Here is a 12902-nt window from a genome sequence, read left to right as displayed (position 1 = left end):
CAGCGCCTGCGGAATGCGGCGCTGCCAGGGGGTCGAGAACATCATCCGGCGCGGCCTGCGGCACCGCCATCGTCTCTTTGGGAGGTGTCCGTCAGAACAGTGTCACCGGGCTCCGGCCGGACAGAGCACGTCGTGGTGGAGGACAGCGATGACCACCGCCTCAAGGCGGGTGCGCAGGCCCAACTTGCCGATGATGTGCGCGATATGAGCCTTGACCGTGCGCTCGGCGATGCCCAGCCGGCGGGCGAGAGGGCCGTTGGGCAGTCCCTCGCCGAGCAACAGCAGCACCTGTCGCTCGCGGGCCGTCAAGCCGTCGAGCTCCGGCACCTCGTGGGCGAAGTGTCCCGCGAGCCTGCACGGACAGTGCGCAGTCGTGATCTCGCCGGCACCGTCACAGTGGCCAACAGCCTCCGCTTCCTGGATCGTCACAGCGATCGTCACCTTCCCCGTAGTCCCCGTTGTTCCCCGTTGTAGTCAAGAAGCGGTGAATGCCGGGCAGGGCAGTTCACCTGCGCGCGCCGGCACCACGCACGACGGGGTCCTGTCGTCACACTGCCGCCGTCGCCCGAGGGCTACGGCGGCAGTGTGACGACAGGACCCCGGTCGGTCACGCGACTTCAGTACTTGCTGATGCAGGAGAGCTTGACCGTCCCGGTCTTGGCATTGGGAATGCTGTGCTTGATGCTCCAGGCCTCCACCCGCCACTTCACGGAACGCATCTCGGTCGGGGTCGCGCGGTCCGTCACGAGGACCTGCTGGGAACCGCCGAAGTTGTGCGTGTGCAGCGCGCCGCCGCTCGTCGACTTGAACCGGTGCTTCATGTTGCCGATTCCGCCGGAGGAGATGTAGACGGTCTTACCCGCGGGGCAGCTCTTGGTGCCGGACTTCTTCTGGCTGAGCTTGTCCGACGCCTTTCCGACCCGCCACCCCTGCGTGCTGCAATAGCCGTACACCTTGCTCAGGTTCTTCCCGTTCCCGTAGGTCGAAGTGACCTTCCACTTCACGGACTTGCGCCAGGTGGGAACGGTCCGCGTCGAGATGCCGTCGGGCGTGTGCCGCCACACCCGGGACACCAGGTGGCCGCCCTTGGGCTTCCAGGACACCCGCGAGGCACCGGCCGCCGAGTCCCAGATCCAGGCGGTCTCGCCCTTCTTGCGGCAGTTGAGCGTGCCGCTCTTCGAGTGGAATCCACCGGCCTTGACGGCTGCGGCGGGCTGCTTCGCGGCGGCCGGGGCCGCCTTCACGGGGCTGGCCTGCGCCGATTCGCTGCCCAGCACCGGCGTCAGGACAGCGGTACCGACGGCGAGTGCGCACACCGACGTGGCCACTCGACGGGGGAGTCCCATACGCGTCCAATCTCTTGTCAGGTCTGACATGAACACCACCCACAGTAGGGGCGGTTTTCAGACCCCGCTATTGGCCGAAAGGGCAACGCCGGACTCCCCGCAGGGCTTCGGCGCAGGCGTCCATGCCGCCCCTTCGTACAATATCGGCGGGCGGTCAATTGCCTTACTCTCTGCGGGAGTTGGTTGCAGGAACGACAAAGGCATGCAACTCCCACCGGAGGTAATCAGCACGTGTTGAAGCAAACGGGGAAGGCGCTCCTCATCGGCGCCACCGCGGCGCTCGCCGTCACGACCGCGGCGCCGGCCAACGCCCAGACCGGGACCCAGGCCGCGGCCGCGGCCGCGAAGGTCAGCAAGCACCAAGAGGTCCGCTGCGTCAAGCAGAACGGCCGGACCTGCGCCTACTCGGTCTCCTTCTTCTACTGGAACAAGAAGGGCTCCGACAAGCGCGGCCTGAACTACGTCCAGACGGCCCGGTCTCCGTACAAGGCGGGCAAGGCCCGCTGGCTGTACAAGCAGCCGGGCGGCAGGACCCACGTCGGCCAGAGCTGGCGCAAGGCCCACGCGATTCACGGCGCCAACACCGCCGAGGTCGACTGGGGCAAGCCGGGGGCCACCGTGGGGCCGAAGTTCCGCAAGGGCACTCTGGTCTGCGTGCAGTGGAAAAATGTCGCGAAGAAGGCATGCCACACGCTCAAGTAGCCCGCGCCGACAGAAGTCGGCGCAGTCGGCCAGAGCGAGAGGGGGTGCCCGCACGGTGTGCGGGCACCCCCTCTCGGGTCACGAGTCAAGCCACGTCGCCTACTTGGGCAACCACGCCTGCCACGTCGACTTATGCCCTTCGACCCACTTCTTCGCCGCGTCCTGCGGGGACATCTTCTTGTCGGCGATGTCGAGGGCGACCTCGCTCTGGTCGGCCTCGGTCCACTTGAAGTTCTTCAGAAAGGCCGCCGCCTTGCCGCCGTGCTTGGCGAAGTTGGCGTTGAAGTACTTCTGGAGCGGCGTGTGCGGGTAGGCGCACTTGATCTTCTTCAGGTCGGCGTCGCAGCCCTCCTTGTACTCGGGCAGCTTCACCTCCGTCATCGGCACCTTCTTGAACAGCCACTGCGGCTTGTACCAGTACGTCAAGAACGGCTTCTTCGCCTTGGCGAACTGCTTGATCTGGGTGATCTGCGACGCCTCGGAGCCCGCGAAGACGACCTTGTAGTCCAGGCCGAGGTTCTTCACGAGGGCCTTGTCGTTCGTGACGTACGACGGGGAGCCGTCCATCAACTGCCCCTGGCTGCCGCTCTCCGCGGTACGGAACTGCTTCGCGTACTTGTTGAGGTTCTTCCAGTTGGTGACGTCCGGGTGCTTCTTCGCGAAGTACGTGGGGACGTACCAGCCGATGTGGCCGGTCACGCCGACGTCGCCGCCGGGCGCGATCGTCTTCTTGTCCTTGACGTACCGCTGCTCCTGGTCCGGGTGGCCCCAGTCCTCCATGATCGCGTCGACGCGGCCCTGGCTGAGTGCGTCCCAGGCGGGGACCTCGTCGATCTGGACCCGGTCGACGCGGTAGCCCAGCTCGTGCTTGAGCAGGTACTCGGCAACCGACACGTCCGCCTGGGCACCCACCCAGTTCTGGACGGAGAGCGTCACGGTCTTGGCGCCCGCCGCGTTCGCGTACGGGGACGCCTGCTTGGTCATGTCGGCGGCGCCGCACCCGGAGAGCGCAAGCAGGGCGCCGGTTGCGGTCACTGCGCTCAGTACACGCGTACGTACTCGCATATCAGGCTCCCTTCTTCGCGCCGTGATCCCGGCGTGCCGTGGGCTGCGTCACCCGGTCCAGCATCAGGCCGAGGCAGACGATGGCCACGCCGCCCACCATGCCGGTCGCCAGGTCGCCCTGCGCGATGCCGAACACGACGTCGTAGCCGAGCGCGCCACCGCCGACCAGAGCGCCGATGACGACGACGGCGAGGACCAGGACGACCGCCTGGTTCAGGGCGAGCAGGAGCGCGGGGCGGGCCAGCGGGAGCTGGACCTGCCGCAGCTGCTGCCAGTTGGTGGCACCGAGCGAACGCGAGGCCTCGAGGGCGGCCGCGTCGACCTGGCGCAGGCCCTGCGTGGTGATGCGGATGACGGCGGGCAACGCGTACACGACGGCCGCGGCGACCGCGGGGGCCCGGCCGATGTCGAAGAGCATGACGACCGGGATCAGGTACACGAACTGCGGCATCGTCTGGCAGACGTCGAGCACCGGGCGAAGCAGCCGTTCGAGGCGCTGGCTTCTGGCGGTCGCGATACCGATCGCGAAGCCGAGGACAACCGTGAAGGCGACGCCCGCGAGGACCTGTGCGAGCGTGTCGAGGGACTTGTCCCAGACTCCGAGGACGCCGATTCCGGCCATCGCGAGGACGGCGGTCAGGGCGGTCTGCCAGGTGCCGATCAGCCAGGCGAGGGCCGCGACGACGAGCAGCACCAACACCCAGGGCAGGCCCTGGAGTCCGTCGCGGACCGGGTTGAGGACCCAGGTGGTGAAGTGCGCGGCCCAGTCGGCGGTGCCACCGACGACGGGCAGGCCGGTGTGGAGGTGGTCGACCATCCAGTCCTTGGCGGTGTTGACCGGCTCGACGATGTCCACCGTCCAGCTCTCCGGCCAGTCCAGACGGTCGGCGAACCGCGCGGCGAGCGCGACGGCCACGGTCACCACGGCGGCCACGGACCAGCCGCGCCAGCCGCGCAGCGGCGAGGTGTCCTCGGCGGACTGCGCGCCGGGACTGTCCTCTCCGAGAGCGGCCGTGACGCGGTCGAGGACCACGGCGAGGAGCACGATCGGGATGCCGGCCGCGAGGGCCGCGCCGACATCCACGGTGCCGAGCGCCTGGTAGACGCGGTCACCGAGACCGGCACCACCGATCATCGACGCGATGACGGCCATGGAGAGCGCCATCATGATCGTCTGGTTGAGGCCGAGCAGAAGCTCCTTGCGGGCCAGCGGGATACGGGCCGAGAGCAGGCGCTGGCGGGCGGTGGTGCCCAGCGAGGTCACGGCTTCCATCACGCCGGTGTCGGCGCCGCGCAGGCCGAGCGCGGTGAGGCGGGCCATCGGCGGAGCCGCGTAGATGACGGTCGCGATGGTCGCGGCGGGGACGCCGGGGCCGAAGATCAGGGAGACCGGAAGCAGATAGGAGAAGGCCGGAAGGATCTGCATGGTGTCGAGGACCGGCCGCAGGAGGCGGAAGATCCGGTCGCTCAGGCCCGCGGCGAGCCCCATGACGATGCCGAGCACGACGGCGAAGACGACGGACACGACCATCAGGGCGAGGGTCTGCATCGTCGGCACCCACATGCCGAGCAGTCCGCACACACCGAACGAGGCGGTGGTGAGGACGGCGAGCCGCACGCCCGCGACCCGCCAGGCGACCAGCGCGGCGCCGGCTACGACACCGGCCCAGCCGCCCGCGAGGAGCACCAGGTAGACGGCGCGTACCGACACCACGATGCCGTTGGAGAGGTGCCCGAGGAAGTAGGCGAACAGCCAGTGGCTGTCGCGGTTGTCGATGATCCAGTCGTTGGCCTTGCCGAGCGGCCCGGAGACATCGACGGTCAGGTCCGAGGGCCACAGGGCGCCGGGCCACTGGGCGTGGACCAGCGGGACCAGGACCGCCGCGGCGACGGCGAGCACCAGGAGCTTGGCGAGGCCACGGCGGCGCAGCAGGGCCTGCACCGGACCGGTCTTGGTATCGGCGTCGGCCACACGGGGCGTGGCGGTGGTGGGGGCGGTGGTACTCATGCGCGCCCCCGCTTCACGGTGCCGGTGGGCATGTTCAGGGCGGCGCAGCGCTGGGCCTCGCGCCAGTGGCGCAGCAGGGCGGCGCGCATCCGGGCCCGCGGCGTGGCCGCGGGAGCTCTGGAACCGACGGCGCGCACGGCGCCGCGGGGGGTGGAGGCGGCGTACATCAGGCGGCCACCCCACCGTGCTGCTCGCTGTCGAGCCGGGCGACCACGTTCAGCAGGCACTCGTGGTCGACGATGCCCAGGCACCGGCCGCCGTCGACGACGCGGACCGCACCGCCGGAGCGGACGACCGCCTCGATGGCGTCGGAGATCAGGGTGTCGGGGCCCAGCGCGGGACCCTCGTCGGCCTCGCCGGCCTCGGCCGGACGCATGGCCCGGCGCACGGTCAGCACCTGCTCGCGCGGAACGTCACGGACGAAGTCGCGGACGTAGTCGTCGGCCGGGGAGCCGACGATCTCCTCGGGGGTGCCGAGCTGGACGATCTCGCCGTCGCGCATCAGGGCGATCCGGTCGCCGATCCGCAGCGCCTCGGCGAGGTCGTGGGTGATGAAGACCATCGTCCGGCCCTCCTCGCGGTGCAGGCGGACGACCTCTTCCTGCATATCGCGCCGGATGAGCGGGTCGAGCGCGCTGAACGGCTCGTCGAAGAGCAGGACCTCGGGGTCGACGGCGAGCGCACGGGCCAGGCCGACGCGCTGCTGCTGGCCACCGGAGAGCTGGCCGGGGCGGCGCTTCTCCATACCGGCCAGGCCGACCTTGTCGACCATCTCGTTGGCCTTCTCGCGACGCTCCGTCTTGCCCATGCCCTGGATCTCCAGGCCGTAGGCGACGTTGTCGACGACGGTGCGGTGCGGCAGCAGGCCGAAGTGCTGGAAGACCATGGCGGCGCGGCGGCGGCGCAGTTCGCGCAGCGCGTTGCGGTCCATGGCGCGGACATCCTCGCCGTCCATCTCCAGGTCACCGCTGGTCGGCTCGATCAGCCGGGTCAGACACCGCACGAGGGTGGACTTGCCGGAGCCGGACAGGCCCATGACGACGAAGACCTCGCCCTTGTGGACGTCGAAGGAGACATCGCGGACGGCGGCCACACAGCCGGTCTGCTCGCGCAGTTCCTGGGCGCTCAGTCCGGCGACCGAGGAGTCCTCAGGTATGCGCTCGGCTTTGGGGCCGAAGACCTTCCAGAGGTTGCGGACGGAGAACACGACCTCACGGCCGTCGGACGCCTCGGTGGCGGTGGCGTCCTCGGACGTGCGGGCGTTGGGTATCTCGGATGCGCCGGCGGAGGTGGTAGCCATCACGCATCACCTCCCTGGGTCGGGGCCTTATGGAGCAGTTCGGCGCACTTCTCCCCCACCATGAGCACGCCCAGCATCGGGTTGACCGCGGGCATCGTCGGGAAGACGGAGGCGTCGGCGATACGGATGCCGGACAGTCCGCGGATCTTCAACTCGGGGTCGACCACGGCCAGCTGGTCGTCGGCGGCGCCCATCTTGCAGGTGCCGGCCGGGTGGTAGACGGTGTGGGCCGCCTTGCGCACCAGCTCGCTGATCTCCGCGTCGTCGGTGACCTCGGGGCCGGGGAAGACCTCGCGCTTGAGCCACTTCTTGAACGGCTCGGCCTGGGCGACCTTGCGGGCCAGCTTGATGCCGTCGACGAGGGTCTTGCCGTCGTAGTCGCCCTCGTCCTCGAAGTACCGGAAGTCGAGCGCCGGCTTGGCCTCGGGGTCGGCGGAGGTGAGGTAGAGCCGTCCGCGGGAGCGGGACTTGGGGATGTTCGGCGTCATCGACACCCCGTGCTCGGGGCGCTCGTAGCCCAGCCGCTCGGGGTTGTCGGTGAACGGGATCTGGTAGAAGTGGAACATCAGGTCGGGGCCCTTGTGCTCCGGGTCCCGCTTGACGAACAGGCCCGCGTCGGAGTCCATCGCGGAGTTCCCCGGGATCGGCCCGTCGGTCTCCCAGACGATCACCGACTCGGGGTGGTCGATGAGGTTCTCGCCGACGCCCGGCAGGTCGAGCACACAGGGCAGGCCGAGCGCTTCGAGGTCCTTCTTCGGGCCGATGCCCGAGTGCATCAGCAGCCGCGGGGTGTCGACGGCACCGGCGCACACCAGCACCTCACGGGCGGCCTCGACGTAGACCTCCTCGCCGTCCTTCGTCCGGACGTGGACGCCCTTGGCGGTCGTCCCGTCCAGCTCCAGCTTGTGCGCCCAGGTCTCCAGCATCAGCGTGAGGTTCGGGCGGTCGCCGGCCTCGATGTGCGGGTGGAGGTAGGCGACCGAGGCGGAGGAGCGCTTGTTGTTCTCCGGGTGGTAGGAGAGGTCGAAGAAGCCGACGCCCTCCTCGAAGGGCTGATCGTTGAAGCCGACGACCTCGGGCACGCCCAGGGCGCTCTTGGTGGCCTCGATCCAGTCGGTGGCGATCTGGTTCTGGTCCTTCTTGGCCACCCGCACGACGTTGTTGCGCAGCTTGCCGAAGTACGGGTCCATGTTCTTGGCGCCCCACCCGGCCGCGCCCGCCGCTTCCCACTCGTCCCAGTCGGACGGCAGCGGCTTGAACGAGATCAGCGTGTTGTGCGAGGAGCAGCCACCCAGAACCTTGGCGCGGCTGTGCAGGATGTGCGAGTTGCCGCGCGGCTGCTCGGTGGTCGTGTACTCGTAGTCCAGCTCGCCGCCGAGCAGGCCGAGCCACTTGCGCAGCGTCAGGACGTCCTCGCGGTCGATGTCGGACGGGCCGCCCTCGATGACGGCGACCGTGACGTCCGGGTCCTCGGTGAGGCGGGAGGCGATGACGGAACCGGCGGTTCCGCCTCCGACTACGACGTAGTCATACACAGGCATTGGGGGTGCTCCTTCTTGCAATGTGCGTGGCGCGGGTGGTGCCAAGTGAGGGGCCGGGTGTCAGCCCGCGAACCAGCGCACCGGCTCCGGCCGGAGGTTCTCGTAAATGTGCTTGCTCTCGCGGTACTCGTCCAGACCCGCGGGGCCCAATTCCCTGCCGATGCCGGACTTGCCAAAGCCGCCCCACTCCGCCTGCGGGAGGTAGGGGTGGTAGTCGTTGATCCAGACCGTGCCGTGCCGCAGCCGGGCGGCGACCCGGCGGGCGCGCGCGGTGTCGCCGGAGAAGACCGCGCCGGCCAGGCCGTACTCGGTGTCGTTGGCGAGCGCGACGGCCTCGTCCTCGGTGGTGAAGGTCTCGACCGTGAGGATCGGCCCGAAGGTCTCCTCGCGGATCACCTTCATCTCGCGGTGGCAGCCGTCGAGCACGGTCGGCGCGTAGAAGTAGCCGGTGGCCGGACGGACGTCGGACGGCTTGGGCCGGGTGCCGCCGCAGCGCAGCTGGGCGCCCTCGGCGAGCGCGGAGGCGACGTAGGCCTCGACCTTGTCGAGCTGCTGCTGGGAGACGAGGGGGCCGCACTCGACGCCGTCCTCGGTGCCCCGGCCGAGCTTGATCTTCTCGGCCCGGCGGGCGAGCTCGGAGACGAAGCGGTCGCGCACCGACTCCTCGATGATCAGCCGGGCGCCGGCCGAGCAGACCTGCCCGCTGTGGATGAACGCGGCGTTCAGTGCCTGGTCGACGGCGGTGTCGAAGCCCTCGTCGGTGGCGCAGGCGTCGGCGAACACCACATTGGGGTTCTTGCCGCCCAGCTCCAGGGCGATCTTCTTGGCGCCGGAGACCGCGGCCGCGCCGGCCTTCGTCCCGCTGACCAGGCCGCCGGTGAAGGAGAACAGGTCGACGTCCGGGTGCTCGGCCAGCCGCTGGCCCACCGGAAGGCCCGCGCCGGTGACGATGTTGGCGACCCCGGCCGGCAGCCCGGCCTCGACCAGCAGCTTGACCAGGTGCACGGTCGACAGCGGGGTGACCTCGCTGGGCTTGATCACAAAAGTGTTGCCGGCCGCGAGGGCCGGCGCGATCTTCCAACTCGCCTGGAGCAGCGGGTAGTTCCACGGCGTGATGAGCGCACAGACACCGACCGGCTCGTGCACGACGATGCTGTGCACGTCCGGCGAACCGGCGTCGACGACCCGGCCGCCGCTCTCGTTCATCACCAGGTCGGCGAAGTACCGGAAGGCGTTGGTGACGTCATCGACGTCGACCCGGCCCTCCTCCAGCGTCTTGCCGGTGTCCCGGCTCTCGATGAGGGCGATCTCCTCACGGTCTCGCTGGAGCAGGTCAGCGACCCGGCGCAGCAGCGCGGAGCGCTCGGCGACGGCCGTACGGGGCCAGGCCCCGGTGCCACCGTCGAAGGCCCGGCGGGCGGCCGCGACCGCCGCGTCGGCGTCCTCGGCACCCCCCTCGGACACCAGCTGGAGCGTCGTCGCGTCGGCGGGGTCGAGGACCTCCCGCGTTTCGCCGGATGCGGCGGGGAGCCACACCCCGTCTACGTGAATGGTCTCGATTGACGACACGTCGTTCTGCCTTCCGGTTACCGATCTGTTCCCACTGGTGCAACCACTGGCGTCACCAGCAACGGGGACCCCTCCCCTGAAGCGGCGGACCTATGCCCAAACGTTCATCGAAAGTGAGCCGACTCACTCAATGTGCGACTGAATGTCCCGGAACGTACCCTGAATAGCCGTATGTCCTTGGCAGGCAGTCCCCTCGGGACCGGAGGTGCCGAGATGACCAGCAGACGGCGTGCCGCCACCGCCACCACCGCCCTGACCTGTGGCGTGGCCCTGTTCGCCGGGGCCGCCTGCACAGGAGCCGCGGCGGCCGCCGCATCGGACGGCGGCGAAGGCGATCTCGCGAACAAATCCGCCCAGCAGATCTCCGACGATTCCCTCCATCAACTGGTCGACGCGAAGTCCCTGCGGTTGCGCACCCAGACCAGTGCCGATCCCACCAAGCTCGACCTCACCCTCGACCGCGCCGGCAACTGCACGGGCGCCATCAGCAAGGGAGAGCTCGGCAGCGTCGAGCTCGTCAAGCGCGGAAACCAGGTCTGGATGAAACCGGACGCGGCCTTCTGGACGAGCCAGCTGCCCGGCAAGGAGGGCGCCGACGCGGCGGCGAAGTACAAGGACACGTTCCTGCACGGCACGACCAAAAACGCCTTTCTCCGGGGCCTGTCCGCCGCCTGTGACCTCAAGGCGTTCCAGAAGTCGGCCGTGGCCCCCGGAAAGCCCCCCTCGGGCGCCCCCTCGCGCTCACCGTCACCCTCCGTCGCCCTCGTCAAGGGCCGCCCGACCACCCACGAGGGCGCCCGTGTGCTCCCCGTCATCAAGAAGGCCCAGGGCGCCGTCCAGACCCTCTACGTGGCCATCGACGGCAAGCACTACCCCCTCAAACTCACCGCCGAGGTCGACCACCAGACCGGCACCATCCTGATGAGCAACTACGACGCCCCGGTCTCCGTCAAGACCCCCGCCCCCGGCGAGACGGCCGACATCTCGGCACTGGAGGAGCTGCTCCAGGGGCCGAGGTCAGGGTCGGGGAAGACGTGACCCGTGCGTGCGGTACGTAACCGTTCGTACATACGTATCGTTGGACCGTGCCCCTCCCCGCGCCCGCGCGGCAGCGGGGAGGGGCGGCACGGTGACCATCGAACTGACCGACAGGACCGAGATGGCCGAGAGCGGTGAGCTGGACAACCCGTTCGAGCGGCTGGATCAGATGCACATCCCCGAGGGCTACAAGGTGGAGATCGTCGAGGGGAACGTGCATGGAATTCCCCGACTTCTCCCTCTCCACCGAAGGGTTCCCCCGGGACTGACCCGGCTCACGCCGCCCCGTCGGACGGACGGCTCGCCGCCGGGATGGCGCAGTTGTCGGAGAAGCCCTGGCTGCGCAGGCCCATGGCGCTGTTCACGCGCGAGCGCAGGTTTTCCACCGCCACCATGGTGGTCAGCTCGACGAACGCCGCATCGCCCAGCCGCCTGCGCAGGCTCTCGGCCAGCTCGTCGGTCACGTCCGGAGGGGTCGCGGTCATGGCTTCCGCGTACTCCATGACCCAGCGCTCCAGCTCGGTGAACGACTCCTCGTGCGCGCGCCAGTCCGGCACCTTGCTGATCTTCTCCAGCGGCAGTCCGAGCTGGTCGGCGTGCCAGTAGCCGAAGTCCACACACCACGAGCAGCCGATCGTCGCCGCTGATGCCAGCTCCGCCAGATGCTTCAGCGCCGGGTCCAGCGCCTTCCACCGCGCCACTTTGTTCTCGAAGGAGAAGTAGGAGCGGAGGATCCTGGGGTGGTGGCCCAGCGCCAGGGCGGGCTGCATCACCTTGCCGTAGGTGCGCCGCGAGTACCACGCCGCCAGTCGCAGGGTGAGTGTGCGCCGGGGCGTGAGGGAGATGCGTGCCATGGCAGTGCCTCCTGGGGCGGAAGTGCGTTCGGATTCGCTGAGGGTGTCCCCTCACCTCCCCGACGTTCCGGCGCCGCCGGATGTGACATCCGATGTGACATCCCCGGAGCCGTCACCCGCGCTGCCGAACCGGAGGAGCCGCGGGCGGCGGCCCGGACGACAATGCAGGCATGGCTGACACAGCGGCGAAAGCGGTGCTCGAAGGCGGCCCCGACGAGCTCCCCGAGCGGATCGTGCCCGTCGATCCTCCCGGGAGCGAGCTGAAGGTCCCGTTCCGTAACGGCTACGAACACTTCCGGGCCACCAGCCGGCAGAAACACACCGCCGAGGGGGCCCTTCCCGTCTACGAGTGGTGGGAGCGTACGGAGCTGCCCGGGTAGTGACGCTCCGCGGGCCCTGCGCAGCGAGCCGCCCTGCGCAGCGGGCCGTGCGCGGCGCGCGGCGCTCAGTTGCCGGGAACGAAGGTCCGCAGGATGTTCTGCTGGGTCCACTCCTGATCCGGCCAGTCGGCCTCCGGGCCCAGGACGAGTACGGCGAACTGACGGCCGTCGGCGACGGTGAAGGCACAGTCGACGACCTTGACCCGCTCATGGAGACGCTCGCTGTCATAGGCGTAGACCAGTTGGGTGGCGTCGGTGCCGGGTCCCGGGTACCCCAGTGGTTCGAGGCTTATTTCCTTGTAGCCGGGGTTGCCCGACAGCCCCCGCGACGCCGTCTCCAGCGCCTCGTACGGGGTGGTGTCCGGTTCGCTGATCTGGAAGATCTGCACCAGCCGGCGGTCGTCCGGCGCGGTGTAGAACACCCCGGTCCTGCGCTCGCTGCGCTTCCAGCTGCCGGGTACGGCCAGCGTGAAGCCCTTCTTGTCGTGGACAAGGCGGTAGCCGTCGGGAAGCTCGGTGGAGACGGGGGTGGGAGTCCTCGTTCCGGCCGTGGCGCTGGTGGGTGCGGCGGTGGCCGTGTTCTCCGAGGCGGAGGCCTTGGTTCGGGCCGCCGGGCGGGCGGCGGCCGGGTCGTCGCCGGTGTGACCCCAGAGCAGATAGCCGCCCCCGACGGCCGCCGCGATCACCGCCACCGCCACGCCGGCGACCAGAGCCGTGGTGCGGTGCCGGGCACCGGGTACGGGCTCGAAGGCAGGCGCGGAGTCGAAGTACGGGTCGGCGGCAGGTCCGGGGGCTGAGAACGGGCCGGTGTCGTGTGCCGGGGCAAAGAGGTGCTCGGGGAGAGGGGTGCGGGCGAAGGGCGGATCGGTGTCGCGTGCGGGGGCGAAGAGGGGGTCGGGTGCGGGTGCGGGTAACGGGTCGGTGGCAGGGAGCGGGTCGGTGGCAGGCGGGGGCACAGCGCCCGTCGGAGTACCCCCCGCCGACGGCGTGAAGGACGGCCGGGGCGGCATCGGCCCCGTGTAGGGCGCGGGCGGCGGGGTGCCGTCCTCCCAGCTCTGGGTCTCGTCGTTCCAACGGGCCTGCCCGCCACGCTTCATCG

13 protein-coding genes are annotated in these 12902 nt (G+C 69.6%); 3 read left to right on the top strand and 10 right to left on the bottom strand.

Features of this window, described 5'->3' with window-relative positions; genetic code table 11:
- Nucleotides 1-102 precede the first annotated feature (102 nt).
- Both IF67_RS0100545 and IF67_RS0100540 read right to left on the bottom strand, forming a co-directional pair.
- Nucleotides 103-429 carry a helix-turn-helix domain-containing protein gene (locus IF67_RS0100545; protein WP_234340939.1) on the bottom strand — a complete coding sequence of 109 codons (327 nt, stop codon included), beginning with the start codon at nt 427-429 and terminating at the stop codon, nt 103-105.
- A 188-nt stretch (nt 430-617) separates the two neighbouring features.
- Nucleotides 618-1346, bottom strand: coding sequence for a hypothetical protein (locus tag IF67_RS0100540; RefSeq protein ID WP_158713017.1), 729 nt, complete (start codon nt 1344-1346; stop codon nt 618-620).
- Nucleotides 1347-1577: 231 nt separating this feature from the next.
- Between IF67_RS0100540 and IF67_RS0100535 the strand changes: the two genes are divergently transcribed.
- A complete protein-coding gene (locus IF67_RS0100535; RefSeq protein WP_030981176.1) occupies nt 1578-2048 on the top strand; it encodes a hypothetical protein in 471 nt (156 codons plus the stop codon).
- A 99-nt stretch (nt 2049-2147) separates the two neighbouring features.
- On the opposite strand, the gene IF67_RS0100530 is transcribed toward IF67_RS0100535, so the two are convergent.
- The 6 genes from IF67_RS0100530 to IF67_RS0100505 are packed head-to-tail and all read right to left on the bottom strand — an operon-like array spanning nt 2148 to nt 9531.
- Nucleotides 2148-3113 carry an ABC transporter substrate-binding protein gene (locus IF67_RS0100530; protein WP_030981175.1) on the bottom strand — a complete coding sequence of 322 codons (966 nt, stop codon included), beginning with the start codon at nt 3111-3113 and terminating at the stop codon, nt 2148-2150.
- Nucleotide 3114: 1 nt separating this feature from the next.
- Entirely contained in the window at nt 3115-5121 is a 2007-nt protein-coding gene (locus IF67_RS0100525) for an ABC transporter permease subunit (protein WP_051817432.1), read from the bottom strand.
- A complete protein-coding gene (locus IF67_RS44095) occupies nt 5118-5288 on the bottom strand; it encodes a hypothetical protein (protein WP_167352519.1) in 171 nt (56 codons plus the stop codon). Before IF67_RS44095 ends, IF67_RS0100525 begins: the two co-directional genes overlap by 4 nt.
- On the bottom strand, nt 5288-6421 hold the full coding sequence (locus tag IF67_RS0100515) for a quaternary amine ABC transporter ATP-binding protein (protein ID WP_030981173.1): 1134 nt from the start codon (nt 6419-6421) through the stop codon (nt 5288-5290). Before IF67_RS0100515 ends, IF67_RS44095 begins: the two co-directional genes overlap by 1 nt.
- A complete protein-coding gene (locus IF67_RS0100510; RefSeq protein WP_030981172.1) occupies nt 6421-7962 on the bottom strand; it encodes a GMC family oxidoreductase in 1542 nt (513 codons plus the stop codon). Before IF67_RS0100510 ends, IF67_RS0100515 begins: the two co-directional genes overlap by 1 nt.
- A 60-nt stretch (nt 7963-8022) precedes the next feature.
- Nucleotides 8023-9531 (bottom strand): aldehyde dehydrogenase family protein, encoded by a 1509-nt coding sequence (locus IF67_RS0100505; RefSeq protein WP_030981171.1) that lies wholly within the window; start codon nt 9529-9531, stop codon nt 8023-8025.
- 213 nt (nt 9532-9744) lie between these two features.
- Here IF67_RS0100505 and IF67_RS0100500 point away from each other — a divergent pair, with 213 nt between their 5' ends.
- Nucleotides 9745-10569: a hypothetical protein gene (locus tag IF67_RS0100500; RefSeq protein WP_030981170.1), complete on the top strand. Its 825-nt coding sequence runs from the start codon at nt 9745-9747 to the stop codon at nt 10567-10569.
- A 275-nt stretch (nt 10570-10844) separates the two neighbouring features.
- Here IF67_RS0100500 and IF67_RS0100495 read toward each other — a convergent pair whose 3' ends face one another.
- Entirely contained in the window at nt 10845-11423 is a 579-nt protein-coding gene (locus tag IF67_RS0100495; protein WP_030981169.1) for a carboxymuconolactone decarboxylase family protein, read from the bottom strand.
- Nucleotides 11424-11593: 170 nt separating this feature from the next.
- Here IF67_RS0100495 and IF67_RS0100490 point away from each other — a divergent pair, with 170 nt between their 5' ends.
- Nucleotides 11594-11803 (top strand): DUF5988 family protein, encoded by a 210-nt coding sequence (locus tag IF67_RS0100490; RefSeq protein ID WP_030981168.1) that lies wholly within the window; start codon nt 11594-11596, stop codon nt 11801-11803.
- 65 nt (nt 11804-11868) lie between these two features.
- On the opposite strand, the gene IF67_RS0100485 is transcribed toward IF67_RS0100490, so the two are convergent.
- Nucleotides 11869-12900, bottom strand: a complete 1032-nt coding sequence (locus IF67_RS0100485) for a hypothetical protein (RefSeq protein WP_030981167.1) — start codon at nt 12898-12900, stop codon at nt 11869-11871.
- Between the last annotated feature and the right edge of the window lie 2 nt (nt 12901-12902).

Source organism: Streptomyces sp. NRRL S-1813 (assembly GCF_000719605.1).
Taxonomy (GTDB): domain Bacteria; phylum Actinomycetota; class Actinomycetes; order Streptomycetales; family Streptomycetaceae; genus Streptomyces; species Streptomyces decoyicus.
Note: the sequence above shows the minus strand (reverse complement) of the source record. Positions and strands in the feature narration are given on the sequence as shown.